The sequence below is a fragment of the Noviherbaspirillum galbum genome, from assembly GCF_010974945.1.
GTDB classification, from domain to species: domain Bacteria; phylum Pseudomonadota; class Gammaproteobacteria; order Burkholderiales; family Burkholderiaceae_D; genus Noviherbaspirillum; species Noviherbaspirillum galbum.
In genome coordinates this window covers 114822-135828 of record NZ_JAAIVB010000013.1, presented here as the reverse complement: position 1 = coordinate 135828, position 21007 = coordinate 114822, and the positions used below count along the sequence as shown (strand labels likewise).

At 66.9% G+C, this 21007-nt stretch carries 14 protein-coding genes and 1 pseudogene; 7 read left to right on the top strand and 8 right to left on the bottom strand.

Features of this window, described 5'->3' with window-relative positions; genetic code table 11:
• The 4 genes and pseudogenes from G3574_RS06210 to waaA form a co-directional block, all read left to right on the top strand.
• Positions 1-386 (top strand): annotated as a pseudogene (locus G3574_RS06210) (phosphomannomutase/phosphoglucomutase); the annotation flags it as partial.
• A 56-nt stretch (positions 387-442) separates the two neighbouring features.
• Positions 443-1423, top strand: coding sequence for a lipopolysaccharide heptosyltransferase I (gene waaC / locus G3574_RS06205; RefSeq protein ID WP_163961153.1), 981 nt, complete (start codon positions 443-445; stop codon positions 1421-1423).
• 34 nt (positions 1424-1457) lie between these two features.
• Entirely contained in the window at positions 1458-2327 is an 870-nt protein-coding gene (locus G3574_RS06200; RefSeq protein WP_163961152.1) for a Kdo hydroxylase family protein, read from the top strand.
• Positions 2328-2335: 8 nt separating this feature from the next.
• Entirely contained in the window at positions 2336-3628 is a 1293-nt protein-coding gene (waaA, locus tag G3574_RS06195) for a lipid IV(A) 3-deoxy-D-manno-octulosonic acid transferase (RefSeq protein WP_163961163.1), read from the top strand.
• Positions 3629-3688: 60 nt separating this feature from the next.
• Here waaA and G3574_RS06190 read toward each other — a convergent pair whose 3' ends face one another.
• The 4 genes from G3574_RS06190 to G3574_RS06175 all read right to left on the bottom strand — a co-directional run bounded on the left by G3574_RS06190 (position 3689) and on the right by G3574_RS06175 (position 10610).
• Positions 3689-4573: a PEP-CTERM sorting domain-containing protein gene (locus G3574_RS06190; protein ID WP_163961151.1), complete on the bottom strand. Its 885-nt coding sequence runs from the start codon at positions 4571-4573 to the stop codon at positions 3689-3691.
• 213 nt (positions 4574-4786) lie between these two features.
• Complete coding sequence (locus G3574_RS06185) at positions 4787-6166, bottom strand: efflux transporter outer membrane subunit (RefSeq protein WP_163961150.1); 1380 nt, start codon at positions 6164-6166, stop codon at positions 4787-4789.
• On the bottom strand, positions 6159-9329 hold the full coding sequence (locus G3574_RS06180) for an efflux RND transporter permease subunit (RefSeq protein ID WP_163961149.1): 3171 nt from the start codon (positions 9327-9329) through the stop codon (positions 6159-6161). Before G3574_RS06180 ends, G3574_RS06185 begins: the two co-directional genes overlap by 8 nt.
• A gap of 12 nt (positions 9330-9341) precedes the next feature.
• A complete protein-coding gene (locus G3574_RS06175; protein WP_163961148.1) occupies positions 9342-10610 on the bottom strand; it encodes an efflux RND transporter periplasmic adaptor subunit in 1269 nt (422 codons plus the stop codon).
• A 337-nt stretch (positions 10611-10947) separates the two neighbouring features.
• On the opposite strand from G3574_RS06175, the gene G3574_RS06170 reads away from it, so the two are divergent.
• The 3 genes from G3574_RS06170 to G3574_RS06160 are packed head-to-tail and all read left to right on the top strand — an operon-like array spanning position 10948 to position 15304.
• Positions 10948-12897: a TonB-dependent receptor plug domain-containing protein gene (locus tag G3574_RS06170; protein ID WP_163961147.1), complete on the top strand. Its 1950-nt coding sequence runs from the start codon at positions 10948-10950 to the stop codon at positions 12895-12897.
• Positions 12894-13421 carry a YfiR family protein gene (locus G3574_RS06165; RefSeq protein ID WP_235953089.1) on the top strand — a complete coding sequence of 176 codons (528 nt, stop codon included), beginning with the start codon at positions 12894-12896 and terminating at the stop codon, positions 13419-13421. Before G3574_RS06170 ends, G3574_RS06165 begins: the two co-directional genes overlap by 4 nt.
• A complete protein-coding gene (locus G3574_RS06160; protein ID WP_163961146.1) occupies positions 13418-15304 on the top strand; it encodes a putative bifunctional diguanylate cyclase/phosphodiesterase in 1887 nt (628 codons plus the stop codon). The genes G3574_RS06165 and G3574_RS06160 overlap by 4 nt, the downstream gene beginning before the upstream one ends.
• A 33-nt stretch (positions 15305-15337) precedes the next feature.
• Here the strand turns inward: G3574_RS06160 and G3574_RS06155 are convergent, their stop codons facing one another.
• From G3574_RS06155 to G3574_RS06140, 4 genes are read right to left on the bottom strand one after another with little or no spacing between them, the layout of a single operon-like run.
• Positions 15338-16657, bottom strand: coding sequence for a TolC family outer membrane protein (locus tag G3574_RS06155; RefSeq protein WP_163961145.1), 1320 nt, complete (start codon positions 16655-16657; stop codon positions 15338-15340).
• Between the two features lie 22 nt (positions 16658-16679).
• Positions 16680-17003: a rhodanese-like domain-containing protein gene (locus G3574_RS06150; protein WP_163961144.1), complete on the bottom strand. Its 324-nt coding sequence runs from the start codon at positions 17001-17003 to the stop codon at positions 16680-16682.
• 29 nt (positions 17004-17032) lie between these two features.
• Positions 17033-17686: a protein-L-isoaspartate O-methyltransferase family protein gene (locus G3574_RS06145; protein WP_163961143.1), complete on the bottom strand. Its 654-nt coding sequence runs from the start codon at positions 17684-17686 to the stop codon at positions 17033-17035.
• A gap of 42 nt (positions 17687-17728) precedes the next feature.
• Positions 17729-20953: an efflux RND transporter permease subunit gene (locus G3574_RS06140; RefSeq protein WP_163961142.1), complete on the bottom strand. Its 3225-nt coding sequence runs from the start codon at positions 20951-20953 to the stop codon at positions 17729-17731.
• Positions 20954-21007: the final 54 nt, after the last annotated feature.

The following is a 21007-nucleotide window of genomic DNA, read 5'->3' as shown; positions in this document are numbered from 1 at the left end:
GGTACGGCTTCGACGACGGGCTGTACGCGGGGGCGCGGCTGCTGGAGCTGCTGACGCAGGAAGCCGACCCGACGGCGGTGCTCAACGGCTTGCCGCAGGCCACCAGCACGCCGGAGCTGCACCTGCAGCTGGCGGAAGGGGAGAACGTGGCGCTGATCGAGAAGCTGAGGCGGGAAGCGAAGTTTCCGGGAGCGCAGGAAGTGGTGACGATCGATGGCTTGCGGGTGGAGTATGCGGACGGCTTCGGGCTGGCGCGTTCGTCGAACACCACGCCGGTGGTGGTGATGCGTTTCGAGGGCGAAAACGAGGCGGCGCTGCAGCGCATCCAGGCCGAGTTCCGCGCCGCCATCCTCGCCAGCAAGCCCGATGCGGCGCTGCCGTTCTGAATGGCCGGCAAGCGCATGCGGCATCCCTGCCTGATGTGTGAGAGCGGCGTCGCGGCATGAACATCCTGATCGTGCGCGTCTCGTCGCTGGGCGACGTGGTGCATAACATGCCGATGGTGACGGACATCCTGCGCCACCGGCCCGACGCCCGCATCGACTGGGTGGTGGAAGAGGCTTACGTGCCGCTGGTGCGCCTGCATCCCGGCGTGCGCGACATCATCCCGTTCGCGTTGCGGCGCTGGCGCAAGAGCCTGCTGTCGGGACCGACGCGGCAGGAAATGAACCTCTTCCGCGATGCCCTGCAAGCCCGGCCCTACGACCTGGTGCTGGATACCCAAGGCTTGTTCAAGACCGGCCTCGTGATGCGGATGGCGAAGCTGGCGCCGGGAGGCGCGCGCGTCGGGCTGGCGAACGCCACGGAAGGCTCGGGATACGAAGGCATTTCGCGCATCTTCCACACGATGAGCGTGCCGGTCGGTGCGCGTACCCATGCCGTCGCCCGGGCGCGGCTGGTGGCCGCCGCCGCGCTCGGCTATCCGGCCGATGGGCCCGCCGAATTCCACATGGATCCGCCGCAACTCTTGCCAGCTCCTGCTTGGCTTCCGGAGGTGCCGTATGCGGTGTTCTTCCATGGCACCGCGCGCGATGCCAAGCGCTGGAGCAGGGAAGGTTGGCTGGCAGCGGCGGAGCAACTGGATGCACGCGGCCTGCCAGTGCTCCTGCCCTGGGGCAATGCGCAAGAGAAACTGGCGGCACAGGATTTGGCGGCGGGCATGCGCAACGCCCGCGTGCTGCCGCGCCTGCCGATGATGGAAGCGGTCCTGCTGGCCCAGCGCGCGGCGATCGCCATCGGCGTCGATACCGGGCTGACCCACATCGCCGCCGCCTACCGCAGGCCGACCGTGGAAATCTATTGCGATTCGCCGCGCTGGAAAACCGAGGGCAACTGGAGCGGCAACATCATCAACCTCGGCGACGAGGGCGCGCCGCCTTCCATCGAGGACGTCAGCGCGGCAATCCGGCGCCTGCTCGATTGAATGGCGCCGGTTCACAAGAGGCATAATAGCCGCCATGGACAAGCAAATCATCGAGATCGATAGCGCAAGCTGGCGCATCGACAATCCGCGTCCGGAATGGATTGCCGCGCTGGAAGCCGGCAAGGTCCTGTACTTTCCGCGCCTGGCCTTCGAACTGGACGGCGCGGAACGCCGCTTTCTCACGCCCGGGATCCGCGACCCGAAGACCCGCAACATCAGCCTCGACGCGCAGGGCAGGCTCAAGGGCGCCCTTGGCAACGAGGCGGACCAGGCCGCGCTGGCCGCGATGATCGGCCGCTTCCGCGACCAGGCCCGGAGCCTGATCCATTCGCTGCTGCCGGCCTACACGCCGTCGTTGCGGCTCGCGCCCACGAGTTTCCGTCCTTCGCAGGTGGAAAACAGGGCGCAGTCCTGGCGCGCCGACGATCGCCGTCTGCACGTGGATGCCTTTCCATCGCGGCCCAACTACGGCGAGCGCATCCTGCGGGTGTTCACCAACGTCAATCCCGAGGGCGCGCCGCGGGTGTGGCGCGTCGGCGAACCCTTCGAGACGGTTGCCCGGCGCTTCCTGCCGAAGAGCAAGCCCTATTCGCGCTGGCAGGCCAAGGCGCTGCAGGCCTTGCACGTCACCAAGTCCTTCCGCAGCGAATACGACCATCTCATGCTGCAACTGCATGACGGCATGAAGTCCGACATGGCCTACCAGCGCGACTGCGAGCAGGAGCAGATGCCTTTCCCGCCGGGCTCGGCCTGGGTCTGCTTCTCGGACCAGACGGCGCACGCGGTGATGTCGGGGCAATACATGATGGAGCAGACCCTGCACCTGCCTGCCTCCGCCCAATACGATTTCAATGCGAGCCCGCTCGCCATCCTCACGCGCCTGACCGGGCGGACGCTGGTCTGATGCCGTTCATGCGCCTGCTGTATTCCCTGGCGTGGTGGCTGGCCCTGCCGGCCGTGATGGGACGGCTCTGGTGGCGCGGCCGGCGCGAGCCGGGCTACCGCGCCCATCTCGGCGAGCGGCTCGGCTTTCCGCCGCCGCCGTCCACGCAGGCTCCCCTGATCTGGCTGCATGCGGTGTCGGTCGGCGAGACGCGCGCCGCCGAGCCCCTGGTCGAGGCCCTGCTCGCGGCTTATCCCTCCCACGCCATCCTGCTGACCCACATGACGCCGACCGGACGCGCGACCGGGAAGTCGCTGTTCGCGCGCCATGGCGAACGGGTGCTGCAGCGTTACCTGCCTTATGACACCGGCTGGATGGTGCGGCGTTTCCTGCGCCGCTTCCAGCCGCGCATCTGCATCCTCATGGAGACCGAGGTCTGGCCGAACATGATGGCGGCCTGTGCGCAAGCCGGCGTACCCGTGGCCCTGGTGAACGCCAGGCTGTCTGAACGTTCCCTGCGCAAGGCGCAGCAGTTGTCCGACTTGATGACGGCGGCGGCGCGCCAGCTTGCCTGCGTCGCGGCGCAGACGGAAGCCGACGCCGCGCGCATCCGCCTGCTCGGGGCGCCCAAGGTGGTGGTGACCGGCAGCGTGAAGTTCGACGTGGTGCCGCCCGAGGACATGATAGAGCGCGGCGCAGCCCTGCGCGCCCAGGTCGGCGCCCGGCCCGTCCTGCTGTGCGCCAGCACCCGCGAAGGCGAGGAAAGCCTGATCCTCGACGCGGTGAAGTCGCGCGGGCTGGGTCATGCCTTGCTGCTCATCGTACCGAGGCATCCGCAGCGTTTCGACGAAGTGGCGGCGCTGGCGGGCATCCGCGGCATGACGCTGGCGCGCCGCTCCCGGCTCGGCGCCGCGCCGCTGGAGCCCGGCACCCAGGTGCTGCTCGGCGATTCCATGGGCGAGATGTTCGCCTACTACGCCGCCTGTGACCTCGCCTATATCGGCGGCAGCCTCCTGCCACTGGGCGGACAGAACCTCATCGAAGCCTGCGCCGTCGGCAAGCCGGTCCTGCTGGGACCGCATACCTTCAACTTCGCCGCCGTCAGCGAGGATGCCGTCGCCGCCGGCGCGGCAATGCGGGTGCAGGATGCGCCGGAGATGGTGGAACGCGCGCTGCATCTCCTGGGACATGGCGAAGAGCGGTTCCAGATGGGCAGCAAGGCGGCGGCGTTCGCGACCATGCACCGCGGCGCCACCGCGAGGACCATGCAGGTCCTGCGGGGCTTGCTCGATCAGTCGCCCGGGGCGCGCCACCTGCCCTGACATCGCGATCGGGCCGGCGCGCCGATCATCATCATCGCCTTCATCGCAATCCCGGCGACCTCAAGCAGCCGGCGCGGACCCTTGCGACTTGCGGCGTGTCCTGGCGAGGGCCAGCATCCCGATGCCGAGGAGCGGCAGGGTGGCCGGCACGGGAATCTGGGCAAGCTGGGTCGTGTCGGAGAACTGCCAGTTCACGATGTCATGGTTGGCGTAGCCTGCCCCGGTGCCCGAGGTGAAACCGACATACACCTGGTTGGTGCCGAGGGCCGCGGCGATGTCGATCGGGAAGTTGCCGATGCCCTGGAACAGGGTGCCCTTCGCCGGGTCGAGCAGGGTGGCCGTCAAGGCGGAGCCGTCGTAGGAAATGCTTGCCGTCCAGAGGTCGCCGTTCGACAGGCATCCCGGATCGGCATGGCTGCTGCCGCTGCTGAAGGTGCAGGTGGAGCGGCCGTAGACATTGTTCAGCGCGGCGCTGGCCAGTGAACCGTTGACGTCCACCGCCACGTGGTTGCTGCTGTCGGCATCCAGGGTTCCGTTGTTGAAGGTATCGAACTCGACCGCCACGCTGTTGCCGACGCCGGCATAGCCGAGGCCGCCGCCGCCGCTGCCCAGCCCGGTGGGATTGGCGGCCAGCACGAAGGTGAAGCCGTCGGCCGGATTGATGCCGCCGGTCTCGGTGATGCGGAACTGGAACTGGGTGCTGAAGATGGAATTGACGCCCAGCGTCACGGCGGTCGTGCTGTAGGCGGCGCCGCTCTGGTTGCCGGTGGCAGGGGTGACGCGCAGGACGGCGCCATCCGCGGTCGTGGCAACCGCCGCGCTGCCCGCCATGGTCAGGCCGGTGGTGTTGGAAAAGTCGTTGTAGGTGACGACGTAGGCGTGGGCCGACGAGACGGATGCGGCAAGCGCGAGCGCCAGCAGTGCGGATTTCGGTGCGAATTTCATGAAGGCTCCCTTTGGTATCGTTGGAATGGAGAGCCTCGTTTAGCAACCGGCATGCCACCGGCCGGCGGCAGGCTAAGTCGTTGAAAAGCCGGAGGTATGTCGCCGCAGGGAAAGCTTGCCGTCCGAATCTGTCAACATTCCCGACAGTTCGGAGAGTTCGCGCAATTTGCCTTCGCGGGCCGCGCCGAAGCGCGGACCCGGTTCAGCAACTGCTTACTGGATCCCGCCGCCGAGGGCGCGGTAGAGGTCGATCGCGTTGGTCAGTCGAAGCTGCCGAGCCTGGATGAGGGACTGCTGGGCGGTGAACAATTCACGCTGGGCATCCAGCACGTCGAGCGAGCTCGCGACGCCGTTCTGGTAGCGCAGGTCGGCCAGCCTGAGCCGTTCCGCCTGCGCATCCTGCACCGCCTGCTGGGCAGCTATCTGCTCTTCCAGCGCCGAGCGGGCGGTGAGTGCATCCGACACTTCCCGGAAGGCGGTCTGGATGGTCTTTTCGTAGTCGGCCACGGCGATGTTCTTCCTGACCTCGGCCAGGCTCAGGTTCGCGCTGTTGCGGCCGGCATCGAACACCGGCAGCACGAGCTGGGGCGCGAAGGTCCAGGCGCGTGAGCCCGACTCGAACAAGCCGTCCAGCGCATTGCTGGCCGTGCCGATGCTGCCGGTCAGCGAGATGCGCGGGAAGAAGGCGGCGCGGGCGGCGCCGATGTTGGCGTTGGCGCTGACCAGCCGCTGTTCCGCTGCACGGATGTCCGGGCGGCGCGCCAGCAGGTCGGAAGGCAGGCCGGCTGGAATCTCCGTGACGATGCCCTGGTCGGACAGGCCGCGTCCCTGCGGCAGGTCGCCCAGCGGGCGGCCGACGAGCAAGGTCAGGGCGTTGACCGCCTGCGCGCGCTGGCGGGCGAGGGTGGCCAGCGCGGCGCGCGCGGTCTGCACCAGGATGTCGTTCTGCTGCAGGTCGAGGGCGGAGGATGCGCCTACGTCGAAGCGCTGCTTGGCAAGCTTGTAGCCTTGCTCGCGGCCTTCCAGGGTCTTGCGCGCCAGGTCGAACTGCTCGTCGAAGGCGCGCTCGGCGAGATAGGCCTTGGCGACTTCCGACACCAGGGAAATCCGCGCCGACCGGCTGGCCTCCTCGGTCGCCAGGAACTGCGCTAGCGCCGCGTTGTTGAGACTGCGCACGCGGCCGAAGAAGTCCAGTTCGAAGGAGGCGAGGCTGAGACCCACCTGGTAGCTGCTGGAAATCACCGGGCTGCCCGTGATCGACAGCGCGCCCGGCGTGCGGGCGCGGGAGCCGCCGGCGGTGGCATTGAAGCTGGGCAGGAGGTCGGCGGACTGCACGTTGTACTGCGCCCGCGCTTCCTCGATGCGCAGGGCGGCGGTGCGCAGGTCGCGGTTGTTCTCCAGGGCGGCGGCAATCAGGGCTTGCAGCCGGTCGTCGGGGAAGAAGCTCTTCCAGGCGATCGCGCTGGCGTCGCCCGCCTTCGATTCCACGGGATAGGCGCTTGCCACCGGCGCGGCCGGGCGTTCGTACACCGGCGCCAGGGAGCAGCCTCCCAGCACGGCCGCGGCAGCCGCGGCCAGGATCAGTTTAGTCATGGCTCGCTCCCGGTTGGTGCAGGTCCGAATGCTGGACATGGGAATGTTCGGCGTGGAAGCGCTTCTGGCGTTCGCTGCCCTTGAAGATTTTTCGGATCACGACGTAGAACACCGGCACCAGGATCACCGCCAGCACGGTCGCGGTGATCATGCCGCCCATCACGCCGGTGCCGATAGCGCGCTGGCTCGCGGAGCCGGCGCCGGTGGCGATCACCAGCGGCAGCACGCCGAGGATGAAGGCCAGCGAGGTCATGATGATGGGACGGAAGCGCAGGTGGACGGCTTCCAGCGTGGCTTCCACGGCGTCCATGCCTTGCGCCTGCAGGTCCTTGGCGAATTCCACGATCAGGATGGCGTTCTTCGCCGACAGGCCGATGATGGCGATCAGGCCGACCTTGAAGTACACGTCGTTCGGCATGTCGCGCAGGAAGGCGCCGAGCAGGGCGCCGATGATGCCCAGCGGCACCACAAGCAGCACCGAGATCGGGATGGACGTGCTTTCGTACAGCGCCGCCAGCACCAGGAACACCGCGATCAGCGACAGGGCGAAGAGGGCGGGGGCCTGCGAGCCGGAAGTCTTTTCTTCCAGCGAGCCGGCGGTCCACTCGAAGCCGAAGCCTTGCGGCAGCTGGCTGGCGAGCTTTTCCATCTCGGCCATGGCTTCGCCGGTGCTGCGGCCGGTGGCGGCTTCGCCGGAGATGCGCATTGCCGGATAGCCGTTGTAGCGCACGAGCTGCACCGGTCCGGTCACCCAGCGCGAAGTCGCGAAGGTGGACAGCGGCACCATGTTGCCCTGGGTGTTGCGCACGTACAGGTTCAGCAGGTCTTCCGGTTGCAGCCGGTTCGGCGCGTCAGCCTGGAGGATCACCCGCTGCTGGCGGCCCTGATTGGGGAAGTCGTTCAGGTAGCTGGAGCCGAGGGCATTGCCGAGCACGGCGGAAACGTCGGCGAAGGAAACGCCCAACGCGCCCGCCTTGTCGCGGTCGATGTCGAGCTGGAGCTGGGGCGTGTCTTCCAGGCCTTCCGGACGCACTCCCTTGAGCAGCGGGCTCTTGCCGGCCATGCCGAGCAGCTGGTTGCGCGCGGCGAGCAGGGCGTCGTGGCCGAGGCCGGCGCGGTCCTGCAGGCGGAAGGTGAAGCCGGTGGCGTTGCCCAGCTCGCGGATCGGCGGCGGGTTCACCGGGAAGATGATCGCATCCTTGACCTGCGACAGCGCGCCGAAGGCGCGGCCGACGATGTCGCCGGCGGCCTGGCCGGCGCCGCGTTCGCTCCAGTCCTTCAGCGGGGTGAACACCAGGCCGGCGTTCTGGCCGCTGCCCGAGAAGCTGAAGCCGCGTACCGCCACGGTACGCTCGATGCTGGGTTGCTTGAGGTAATAGTTTTCCACGTCGGACAGCACGCTGGCGGTGCGGTTGGCCGACGCGCCGGGCGGCAGCTGCACGTTGGTGATGATGTAGCCCTGGTCTTCGCTCGGCAGGAAGGAGGTCGGCAGGCGCATGTAGAGCAGGGCGACGCAGGCCACGATCAGGCCGTACACGATCATGTAGCGGCTTGCCTTGCCGAGGATGCGTCCCACCAGTCCCTGGTAGCGGCGCGAGGTTCTTGAAAAGCCGCGGTTAAACCAGCCGAAGAAGCCGCCCTTTTCATGATGGTGACCGGCCTCGACCGGCTTGAGGATGGTCGCGCACAGCGCCGGCGTGAGCGAGAGCGCCATCAGCGCGGAGAACAGCATGGACGACACCATGGACAGCGAGAACTGGCGGTAGATCGCGCCCACCGCGCCGCCGAAGAAGGCCATCGGAATGAACACCGCCACCAGCACCAGCGTGATGCCGATGATGGCGCCGGTGATCTGGCCCATAGCCTTCTTGGTGGCGTCGCGCGGCGACAAACCTTCCTCGCTCATGATGCGCTCGACGTTTTCCACCACCACGATGGCGTCGTCGACCAGAATGCCGATCGCCAGCACCATGCCGAACATCGTCAGCACGTTGATGGAAAAGCCGAAGGCCAGCATCGCGCCCAGCGTGCCCATCAGGGCCACCGGCACGACGATGGTGGGAATGAGGGTGTAGCGGATGTTTTGCAGGAACAGGTACATCACCAGGAACACCAGCACCACGGCCTCGAGCAGGGTCTTGACCACTTCCTCGATGGAAATCTTGACGAACAGCGAGGTGTCGTAGGGGATGTCGTACTTCACGCCGGCCGGGAAGTAGCGCGACAGCTCGTTCATCTTGGCGCGGACCGCGGTCGCCGTTTCGAGCGCGTTGGCGGTCGGCGACAGCAGCACGCCGATTGCCGAGGTCGGCTTGCCGTCTAGGCGGGCGGCGGTGGAGTAAGACTGGCCGCCGATTTCCACGCGGGCCACGTCGCGCAGCCGCACGGTGGCGCCGCCCTGCGCCGCGCGCAGGACGATGTTTTCGAATTCCTCGACGGTGTTGAGCTGGCCCCGCACCACGATGGGCGCGGAGATCTGCTGGTTTGCGCCGCTCGGCAGGTCGCCCAGGGTGCCGGATGCCACCTGCGCGTTCTGGTTGCGGATGGCCGTGGCCACGTCGCCGGGGGTCAGCTTGAAGCCGACCAGCTTCGCCGGATCGATCCAGATGCGCATGGCGCGTTCGGTGCCGAACAGCGTGGCATTGCCTACGCCCGGCACGCGCTTGATTTCATTGAGCACGTTGCGCGACAGGTAGTCGCCCAGCGCCACCGGGTCGAGCCGGCCGTCGGTGGACGACAGCGTGGTGAACAGCAGGAAGTTGCTGCGCGCCTTGCTCACCTGCACGCCTTGCTGGATCACGGCCTGGGGCAGGCGCGACTCGACCCGCTTGAGGCGGTTCTGCACGTCCACCGCCGCGAGGTCGGGATTGGTGCCGGGCTGGAAGGTGACGGTGATCTGGGCCTGGCCATTGGCCTCGCTCTGCGATTCCAGGTACTGCAGGCCGTCCGCGCCGTTCATTTCCTGCTCGATGATGCTGGTGACGCTTTCGTCGAGCGTGGCGGCCGACGCGCCGGGATAGACGGCGGTGACCACGATGGAAGGCGGCGCGATGGTCGGATACTGCGACACCGGCAGCTTCGGTATCGAGATCAGCCCCGCGAGGAGGATGAATAGCGCGACCACCCAGGCGAAGACCGGGCGGTCAATGAAAAACTGTGCCATGTCGGAGTGTCCTCAGGATTTCGTTGCCGGCTGGGATGCCTGGCCGGATTGGCCCGATTGAGCGGGCGCCGGGGCCGGGCCGGGCCCCGCCTGCGGAGTCGGCGCTGCGTTGCCGGCGGCGTTCTTCCAGGGCACGGCCTTGACCGGCGCGCCCGGCTTTACCTTCTGCAAGCCTTCGACGATGACCTGTTCGCCCGCCTTCAGGCCCTGGGTGACGATCCAGGTGTTGCCCTGCGCCGCCCCGGTCTGGATCGGGCGCAGCGCGACCTTGTTGTCCGGCCCGACGACGAGCACCGAGGCGCCGTCCGGCGTGCGGTTGACGGCCTGCTGCGGCACGGTGATGGCTTGCTCGTCCACCGCCTGTTCGAGGCGGGCGCGGGCGTACATGCCGGGGAGCAGCAACCGCTCGGGATTGGGGAATTCGGCGCGCAGGCTGACGGCGCCGGTGTTTTCGTCGACCGTCAGGTCGGAGAACAGCAGCTTGCCGGGCGGGCCATATGCCTTGCCATCGTCGGTGACGAGCGTGACCTTGGCCTGGTCGCGGCCCACGCTCTTGAGCTGGCCGCTGGAGAAGGAACGCTGCAGCTTGAGCATCTCGGCGCTGGACTGGGTCATGGTGACGTAGATCGGATTGAGCTGCTGCACGGTCGCCAGCGGCGTGGCTTCGCCCTGGCCGACCAGCGCGCCCTCGGTGACCTGGGCGCGGCCCACGCGCCCGGAAATCGGCGCGGTCACTGTGGCATAGCCGAGGTTGAGGCGCGCCGTCGTCAGGGCCGCGCGGGCGGCGGCGACATCGGCCGCGGCTTGCTTCGCGGCGGTGCCGGCTTCATCGAATTCCTGCTTGCTGATGGCATTGGTCTGCACCAGCGGCTGGTAGCGCTGCACCTTGAGGTTGGCCTGCGCCTGGTTGGCCTCGGCCTTCGCGAGCGTGGCCTGGGCGCTGTTGACGTTTGCCTGGTAGGGCGCGGGATCGATCTTGAACAGGACGTCGCCGGCCTTGACGTCGCTGCCTTCGCGGAAGACCCGCTGCTGCACGATGCCCGGCACGCGGGCGCGTACCTGCGCGATGCGCGGCGATTCGATCCGGCCGGGGAGTTCGGTGCTGATGACGAGGCGTTCCGGCTTCACGGTGACGACCGACACTTCAGCGGGCGGCGGCGCTGCCGGCGTTTGCGCGTTGGCGCTTTTTTCGCCGCAGCCGGCGAGGAGGGAAGCGGCAACCGACAACGACAATACCGACAATGCCGGCACGATGCCGGTTACACGTACGAATGAATGCATGATCACGCTCGAGAATGGGTCCGGGGGGTATGCAAAATCTGTTGAGAATAGCGGACGTTGAATGCGTCTTCTTATCGAATTGTCTCGGTATTGTACAGACATGTTGCAGGCCGTGTTTTCACTCTCCGGAACGCGGCTTTTGCGCTGCACAATCAATGCCTGACCCGGAAAGCGTCGCCTCGGTTACACTACCTTAAAATATTGATTAAAGGCAACAAAGTTGCCAACACGGCTTCCGGCGGCAAGGCAAGGAAGCCGGACAGGGGAGTCGGCCGATATGGAGCTGGACCGAATTGGCCAGAAAAAAATTTCCAGGATCACACTGGCGTTGGCCTGCATGCTGGCCACGGGAATGGGAGCCGCCTCGGCGGGCGATGAAAGGCGGGAAGGCGCGGGGTCCCTCGCCGAGCTTCCCATCGAGCAACTGCTGACGCTCGATGTCTACAGCGCGTCGCGCTTCGCCCAGAAGTTGAGCGAAGCCCCGTCCGCGGTATCGGTCGTGACCGCCGAGGACATCAAGGCCTTCGGCTGGCGCACGCTGGCGGACATCCTGGCGAGCATGCGCGGCCTCTACATCAACAACGACCGCAACTACACCTATCTCGGGGCGCGGGGCTTCCAGCGTCCCGGCGACTACAATTCCCGCTTCCTGCTGCTCATCGACGGGAACCGCAGCAACGAAGCCATCTACGACCAGGCTTCCATCGGCACCGAAGCCCTGCTCGACGTAGACCTGATCGAGCGCGTCGAGTTCGTGGCCGGGCCGGGGTCGTCGGTCTATGGCGCCAATGCCTTCTTCGGCGTGATCAATGTCGTGACCCGGTCCGCGCGCGCGATGCCGGGCGCGCAGGCGGTGGTCGCGCTCGGCAGCAACGGCTCCCGCACGGCGCGCGCCAGCTACGGCTGGCGGGACGAGAACGGCGCCGAGCTGCTGATCTCCGCGACCGATTTCCGCACCAATGGCGAGGACCTGCGCTTTGCCGAGTTCGCATCGGCAGGGAACCCCGGCGGCCTGGTCCGCGGCCTGGACGCCGACCGTTACCAGAGCGTGCTGCTGAAGACGTCCGCCGGGCCGTTCAGCCTCAGGCTGGCGCACGTGGAGCGCACCAAGTCCGTTCCCACTGCGTCCTTCGTCCAGGACTTCAACGATCCGCGCTCGCGGACCGTCGATGCGCAGACCCTGGTCGACGCCGGCTACCGCCACGCGGTGTCCGGCGATACCGATGTCAGCGTACGCCTCTTCGGCGGCGCCTACGATTACAACGGCGATTACGTCTACGATGGCAGCGTGCAGCGCGACGGGTCGCGGGCGCGCTGGCAGGGCGCCGAGGCAAGGATCATGACCACGCGCTTCGACCGGCACAAGCTGGTCGCGGGCGTCGAATGGCAGGACGACGTCCGGCGCCGGCAATTCAACTACGATGCCTCGGCGAGCCACCTCGACATCGACAACCCGGGCAGCCGCAAGGGAATCTACCTGCAGGATGAAGTCACGCTGCGCGAGGATCTCCTGCTCAACGCCGGCGTGCGGCACGACCGGCTGTCCGCCACCGGCGGGACGACCAATCCCCGCCTGGGGCTCATCTGGAAGGCCAGCCCCGCGACCACGCTGAAAGCCTTGTATGGCACGGCGTACCGCGCGCCGAACGCGTACGAGCTGTATTACCAGATCCTGCTGGAAGGAGGACAGAAGGCCAATCCCGCACTGCGTCCGGAACGCGTCCGGTCCTGGGAATTCGTGGCGGAGCGGCACCTTGCCACCGACACCCGGCTGACCGCATCGGTGTTCCGCAACCAGGTCAGCAACCTGATCAGCCAGGTCCAGGATCCCGCCGACGGCCTGCTGGTGTTCCGCAACCTCGACAGCGTGACCGCGCAGGGCGTCGAGCTCGAGGTGGAGCGGGCGTCGCAGCAGGGCGACCGCCTGCGCGCCAGCTTCAGCCTGCAGCAGGTGCGCGACGAGGCGACGGGCGCCGCGCCGACCAACGCGCCCCGGCGGCTGGCCAAGCTCAACTGGACCAGGCCGCTGTTCGGCGACGCCTGGCGCGCCGGCGTCGAGGCGCGCTACGCCGGTCCCCGGCGCACCCTGGGCGGCGAACTCGGCGGCGCCTGGCAGGCCAACCTCACCCTGGCCGCCATGAAGCTCATGCGCGGACTGGAGCTGACCGCCAGCGCCTACAACCTGTTCGACCGGCGCATCGCGGAACCGGCCGGACCCGAATTCGTGCAGGATGCGCTTCCCCAGCCGGGACGCCAGCTGCGCCTCAAGCTGGTCTACGCATTTTGAACATCCTTCATCCGGTCTGGCGAATCATCCTGCTGGCGGTGCTGCTGCCGCTGCAGGCCATGGCGCAACCGGTGCCGGAATACGACCTGAAAGCCGCGTTCGTGTACAACTTCGCCGTCTTCACCGAATGGCCGCAGGACATTGCGAACGAGAACGGCGCGCTGAACATCTGCATCCACCCGGCGAGCCCACTGCGCCAGCCGCTGCTCGCCCTGAGGGACCGGCAGGTCAAGGGACGGCGGATCGCGATCCAGGGCTTGAACGCGGTCGACGGTGCGCGACGCTGCCACGTGGTGGTGCTGGGCGCGCTCGACCGCGACCGCGCGACCCAGATCAGGAAGATCCTGGCCGGCGCCAGCGTGCTGACGATTTCCGATGACGAAGACGTCTCGCGCGACGGCGCGATGATCGCCTTGTCCAGCGACGCGAACCGCGTCGTCTTCGACATCGACACGCGGCTCGCGAAGCAGTCGCGGCTGGCATTCAGTTCCAAGTTGCTTCGCCTTGCACGTTCCGTCCAATGAACAACCATTCCTCTCCCCGCGCGCCGCGGCTCGACCGCGTGATGACCGTGGCCAACCTTGCCAGCGCCGGCGCCGCCCTGCTGTTCGCCAGCGTGCTGCTGATCCTGCTCCAGTTCCTGTCCTTGCGCAGCGCGATGGTGGAAGACATGCGCGTGCAGATGCGCATCATCGGCGACAACAGCACCGCGGCGCTGATGTTCCATGACCGCCAGGCAAGCAAGGAAACCCTGGAAGCCCTGTCGGCATCGCCGAACGTCAGCGCAGCCGGCATCTTCACGCTCTCGGGCGCGCCGCTCGCCAGCTTCGCGCGCGACGGCGCCGAGCCGGTCGCCATGCCCGCGGCCTGGCTGATCCAGGACGGCTATCGCTTCGGCTGGCGGGAACTCGAACTTGCGCACCGGATCATCGGCAATGACGGACCGATCGGCGTTGTGGCGGTGCGGGCCAGCCTCGCCCAGCTCCATGCGCGCCTGCTCGGCCATGCCGGCCTGACGCTGTCCATCGCCCTGAGCGCCATGGCGCTCGCCTATCTCGTGGTGAGCAGGATGCGGCGGGTGGTCAAGACGGCGGAGGCGCATCTCGATTACCTGGCCCATATCGACCCGGTGACGGGCTTGCCCAACCGCCACGCCTTCAACGGCAGGCTGGAAACGGCGCTGCGGTCCATCGACCTCAACGGCGGCAGCGTCGGCCTGCTGCTGCTCGACCTCGACAACTTCAAGATCGTCAACGACACGCTGGGCCACCAGACCGGCGACGACCTGCTCAAGGCGGCGGCGCGCCGCCTGATGGAGATCCTGCGCAGCGGCGACGTGATCTGCCGCATCGGCGGCGACGAATTCGCCATCATCATCGATGCCATGCATGCCGCCCACGGCGATGCCGTGGCGGAAAAGCTGCTCAATGCTTTGGCCACGCCATTCGAGATCGATGGCCACGAGATCTACGTATCGGGCAGCATCGGCATCAGCACCTATCCGGAAGACGGCGCGGACATGGCGGCGCTGACCCGCAATGCCGACACCGCGATGTACCAGGCCAAGGGCAAGGGCAAGAACACCTTCGAACGCTTCCACCCCGACCTGAACCAGCGGGCGCAAAAGCGCATGACCCTCGAAACCAACCTGCGCAAGGCCCTGGACCGCGGCGAGCTCACCCTGCATTACCAGCCCCAGGTCAGCCTGCGCGATGGCCGCCTGGTCGGCCTGGAAGCGCTGCTCCGCTGGCGGCATCCCGAGCTTGGCCTCGTGTCGCCCGCCGAATTCATCCCGGTGGCGGAGGAGAGCGGTCTGATCGTGCCGATCGGCCGCTGGGTGGTGCACACGGCCTGCCGCCAGGTCGCCGCCTGGCGCGACGCCGGCCTGGGCGACGTCCACGTCTGCGTCAATCTTTCGCCTCGCCAGGCGCGCGATCCGCACATGCTGCATGACACGGTGATGGCGTTGCGCGAGGCCGGCATGCGGCCGCAACAGCTCGAACTCGAGATCACCGAGACCGTGCTGATGGAAAACGTGCATGCCAACGTGGAACTGCTGCATCGCTTGCAGCGGGAAGGCATCCGCCTCTCCATCGATGACTTCGGCACCGGCTATTCGTCCATGGCCTATCTCAAGCGCTTTCCCATCGACCAGGTGAAGATCGACCGCACCTTCGTGCGGGACATTCCGGGAGACGGCGACGACGAGGCGATCACCACGGCCATCATCGCGATGGCGCACAGCCTGGGGCTGACGGTGGTGGCGGAAGGCGTGGAGACCGAAGCCCAGCTCCGGTTCCTGCGCGAGGCGGGCTGCGATACGATGCAGGGATATTACTTCGCGGAGCCGCGGCCGGCGGATGCGATCGCGGTGCTGCTGCGGGAGAGGCTGGCGGAACGGGAATGACGGGCCTTGCCGGCCGCCATTCCCGCAAGCGCGTCAATGCTTCAGCAGGGCATTGATCTGCGTGAGATCGCTTTCCTTCAGGGTGCCCGCCGCCGACTTGAGGCGCAAGCCGTTCACGATCGTGTCATACCTTGCCTTGGCGAGGTCGCGCCTCGTGGTGAACAACTGCTGCTGCGCGTTCAGGACGTCGATGTTGATGCGCACGCCCACCTGGTAGCCTAGGCGGTTGGATTCGAGCGCGGACTGGCTGGACACTTCCGCCGCTTCCAGCGCGCGGACCTGCGCCAGGCCGGCGTTCACGCCGAGGTAGGCCTGGCGGGCGGCCTGGGCGGCAACCCGTCGGGCATTTTCCAGGTCGGCGCGGGATTTGTCTTCCAGCGCGATCGACTCGCGCACCCGGCTGTCGACGGCAAAGCCGTTGAAGATGGGAATGGCCCATTGCACGCCGACCGACGTGGTGTTGGCCGCCGCGCTCACCGCCGCCGTGGCGCTGGCGCCCTGGTAGGAGTGGTTGCGGCTGGCCACCAGGTCGACCGTCGGGTAATGGCCGGCGCGGTTGCGCTTGATGTCGCGCTTGGCGATCTCGACCGCCACCTGCTGCCCGATGACGCCGAAGTTCTGGTTCTCGGCGCTTTCCACCCATTGCTCGATGGCGGCGGGCTGGGGCGGCGTCAGCTTCAATCCGGGCTGCAGGGGCGCCAGTTCCCCGGACGGCTTGCCGATGATCTGCTGCAGCGCGGTGCGCTTGATCTCGAGGTCGTTCTGCGCCGCGAATTCCTGGGCGATGACGAGGTCGTAGCGCGCCTGCGCTTCATGCGTATCGGTGATGGTCGCGGTGCCGACCTCGAAGTTGCGCTTGGCGGAAGCGAGCTGCTCGGTGATGGCGGTCTTCTGGGCCTGCACCGTGCCCAGCGCGTCCTGGGAAGCGAGCACGTCGAAGTAGGCCTGGGCCACGCGCACGATGAGATCCTGCTGGGCCTGGGCGTACTGCGCCTCGCTCACGGCGACCGAGAGCTTGCCCTGCTGGTAGGCTTCCCAGTTCGCCAGGCGGAACACCGGTTGCGACAGCGCGAGGGTATAGCCGTTGCTGCTGAAATTCCGGCCGACGTCGACGCCGGCGCTGGACACGTCGAGGTCGTTGCGGTTGTAGTTGCCCGTGACGCCGACCGTGGGCAGCAGGCCGGCGCGGCCCTGCGTGGCTTTTTCCTGGCCCGCCGTCAGGCTTGCCCGCGCGCTGGCGAACGGCGCGTCATTGGCAAGCGCTTCCTGGTACACCTGAAGCAGGTCGATCGCTTGCGCATTCAGCGAGGTGAAAGCGCCCGTGATCAGGACGGCGAGTAGAACATGTCGCATAAGGTCTCCACTGGTCAATCAATCAATAAGTCGGCATCGAACCGTCCACCTGCAGCGCCCAGGCATGCACGCCGCCGGTGAGGTTGATGACGTTTGCATAACCTTGCCGCTCCAGGAAAGCCGCCACGGACATGCTGCGCGCGCCGTGGTGGCAGATGCACACGATGGGAGCCTCGTCGTCGAGTTCCTGCATCCTCTCGGGGATGCTTTGCATCGGGATGGCGACCGACCCGGGAATGTGGCAAGTCTGGAATTCCCAGGGCTCGCGCACGTCCAGCAGCACCGGCCTGGGGCGCGACGGGTCGGCCAGCCATTGGGCGAGTTCGGGTGCGGTCAGGGCTTGCATGGTGTTTCCTCTTTATTCCAAGAAAGCGATCAGAACGTGAAGTGCGACGGCGTCACCGCGTCGCGCAGCGGCGGGACGTCGGTTTCGAAGATCTTCACGGTGTTGTAGGCGGTGTCGGACGCGCGGGTGATGAGTTGCGCCGACATCACCGGCGGCTCGCCGACGATGGCGAACAGGCGGCCGCCCACCTTGAGCTGCTGCAGGAAGGCGTCGGGCAGCACCGGCAGGGAAGCGGAGATCACGATCACGTCGTAGGGCGCCTTGGCGCTCCAGCCCTGCGCGCCATTGCCCAGTTCGGCGTCGACGTTGGTGATGCCGTTGGCCGCGAGGTTGGCTTTCGCGAGCGCATGCAGCTCGGGCTCGATTTCCACGGTGGTCACGTGGCGCGCGCGGTGCGCCAGCAGGGCGGCCATGTAGCCCGAGCCGGAGCCGATTTCCAGCACGTGCTCGTGCTTCTTGGGATTGACTTCCTGCAGGATGCGGGCTTCCATCTTGGGGGCGAACATGCAGGCGCCGCGGGGCAGGGGGATCTGGGTGTCGACGAAGGCCAGGCTTTTGTAGGCATCCGGCACGAAGTTCTCGCGCTTGACCACCGTCAGCAGCTCGAGAACGTCCAGGTCCAGCACATCCCATGTACGGATCTGCTGCTCAATCATGTTGAAACGTGCTTTTTCGATATTCATGGTCGGCTTCGGCGAAAGGGTTTGAACAAACCGGATATTTTATCAAACCATATCCTCATTCTTACTCTGGGGCACAAGATTTGGCGGCGCGCCGTGGCTGGCAGGCTGCGCCGGCTGTTTCCTGCCCCAGCGCCGCCGTGCCCAAGCGGCGGCATCGTCCAGGTAGGTGTAGATCACCGGCACCACCACCAGCGTCAGCAGGGAAGAGGTAATGATGCCGCCGATCACCGCCTGGCCCATGGGCGCCCGCTGCTCCGAACCTTCCGCCAGGCCGAAGGCCAGCGGCACCATGCCGAACACCATCGCCAGCGTGGTCATGAGGATGGGGCGCAGGCGCACGTCGGCCGCGGCGAGCAGGGCGGCGGCCCGGTCCATGCCTTCCTTGCGCGCCTGGTTGGCGAAGTCGACCAGCAGGATCGCGTTCTTGGTCACCAAGCCCATGAGCATGATGAAGCCGATGATGGAAAACATGTTCAGCGTCGAGCGGAAGAACATCAGCGCCAGGAACACGCCGATCAGCGTCATCGGCAGCGACGCCATGATCGCCACCGGCTGCAGGAAGCTGGCGAACTGCGAGGCCAGGATCATGTAGATGAAGATGATCGCCAGCGCCAGCGCCGACAGCGCGTAGCCGAAGGATTCCTGCATGTTCTTCGCCGAGCCGTTGAGCTGGTAGCGATAGCCCGGCTGCCAGTTCATGCCGTCGAGCGCCTTCTTGATGTCGGCATTGACCTGGCCAGGCGAGCGCCCGACCACGTTGGCCGACAGCTCCACCTCGCGGTTGAGGTCGCGCCGGTTGATCTGGTTGGCGCCGGTCGAGGGCGTGATGTCCGCCACCTGGCGCAGCGGCACCATCTTCGGCGTGCCGTCGGCATTGGCCTGGGAACTGGCCAGCATCAGGCGCGACAGGTCGTCGATGTTGCTGCGGTCCTGCGGCGCGAGGCGCACGTTGACGTCATAGTTTTCATCGTCCGGCGCGCGCCAGGAACTGGCCGCCTCGCCCGCCAGCAGGGGCCGCAGCGCGCCGCCGATCTGGGCCACGCCCACGCCGAGGTCGGCGCCGATGTCGCGCCGCGGGGTGATGGAGATGGTCGGCTTGTTCGGCTTCAGGCTGGAATCGAGGTCGACCACGCCGGGAATCGCGCGCAGCTTGTCCTGCACCTCGGCCGACAGCCTGCCGAGCTGGTTGAGGTCGGTTCCCAGGATGGAGAAGCGGACCTGCTTGACGTCGCCGCCCACGCCTTCGAGCGAGCCGATGTGGGTGATGGTGATGCCGGCGATCTGCGACAGCCGCTCGCGCAGCGGCACGCCCATCTGCGCGGTGCTGCGCTGGCGTTCGGCGCGGGGCACCAGGCGCACGTAGGTGGTCGCGTAGTTCTTGCCTTGCTGGGTGCCGGTATTGATCGAGGTGTAGAGGTCGCGCACCTCGGGCATCTGGCGCAGCACGGCTTCCACCTGGCGCGCCTTTCCTTCGGTGAATTCCAGCGAGGAACCGACCGGGGTGTAGTACACCACGCCGGTCTCGGAGTAATCGGCCTGCGGCACGAACTCGCTGCCGATGAGGCCGCTCATCGGAATCGCGAAGCCGCCGAAGAAGGTCGCCGCGGCGATGGCGATGGTCGACTTGCGGTGGGCCAGCGACCAGCGCAGCAGCACCTGGTAAATGTCCGACAGCCATTGCACCATGCGCTCGAACTGGCGCAGCACCCGGCCGACCGTCTTGCCATACCAGCCGGTGCTCGCCACGCCGTGGGCGTCCGGGTCGTGCCAGATCGACGACAGCATCGGGTCGAGGGTGAAGGAAACGAACATCGAGATCAGCACCGCCGCCGTGACGGTGACGCCGAACTGGTGGAAAAAGCGGCCGATGATGCCGCCCATGAAGCCCACCGGCAGGAACACCGCGACGATCGAGAAGGTGGTCGCCATCACCGCCAGACCGATCTCGGCGGTCCCGTCCAGCGCCGCGCGCTTGTGGTCCTTGTAGCGTCCGTTCACCTTCATGCCGGCGTGGCGCACGATGTTTTCCCGCACCACGATGGCATCGTCGATCAGCAGTCCCACGCACAGCGACAAGGCCATCAGCGTGATCATGTTGATCGTGAAGCCGAACATGTACATGAACAGGAAGGTGCCGATCAGCGCCACCGGCAAGGTCAGGCCGGTGATGACGGTGGAGCGCCAGGAATTGAGGAAGAGGAACACGATCAGCACCGTCAGCAGTGCGCCCTCGATCAGGGTGCGCCGCACGTTCTCGACACCGACACGGATCTGGCGCGAACTGTCGCGGATCACGTCGAGCTTCACGCCGGGGTAGAGCGCGTTGAGGGTCGGCGCGAGGTCCTGCATGGCCTTGCGCAAGCCGTCGACGACCTCGATGGTGTTTTCGCCCTGGGCCTTGACCACGTTCAGCGCCAGCGTGCGCTGGCCGTTGAACATCGCCAGGCTTTCCTGTTCTTCCTGGCCGTCCACCACCGTCGCGATCTGCGACAGCAGCACCGGCTGGCCGCCGCGGCGCGCGACGATGATGCGCGCGAAGTCCGCCGGGTCCTTGATGCGGCCCTGGATCTGCACCACTTTTTCATCGGACAGCGAACGAATCGCGCCGCTGGGCAGCTCCATGTTCTCGTTGCGCACCGCATTGATCACCTGGTCGACGCCGATGCCGAGCGCTTCCATTTCCGCCGGCTTGACGTAGATGTCCACCGTGCGGCGCACGCCGCCCACCAGCGTGACGGAGCCCACGCCGCGCACGTTTTCCATGCGCTTCTTCACCACCTGGTCGGCGATCGTGGTCAGCTCGCGCACGGAGCGCGGCGCCGCGCCCTGGGTGTTGCTGACCGCGATGGAAAAGATCGGCTGGCTGGCGGGATCGTAGCGGGTGACGCGCGGCTCCTTCACTTCCTTGCGGAAGGCGGAGCGGATCAGCGCCACCTTTTCGCGCACGTCCTGCGCCGCCTGCACCGGATTGACGGTCAGCACGAACTCGATGATGACCACCGACGAACCTTCGTAGGAACGCGAGGTGAGGCTGTTGATTCCGCTGATGGTGTTGACCGCTTCCTCGACCTTGCGCGTGATGTCCGACTCGACGGTTTCCGGCGAGGCGCCGGGATAGTCGGTCTGCACCACCACCACCGGGAAGGTGACGTCGGGGAACTGGTCCACCTGCAGGCGCTGGTAGGAAAACAGTCCGAGCACCACGAAGGCCACCATCATCATGGTTGCCAGCACGGGATTGCCGATGCTGATGCGGGTAAACCACATGGCGCTAATCCTTAGGGGTTTGCGCGCGGGCCGCCGGCCGGCACGCAGGAAGAA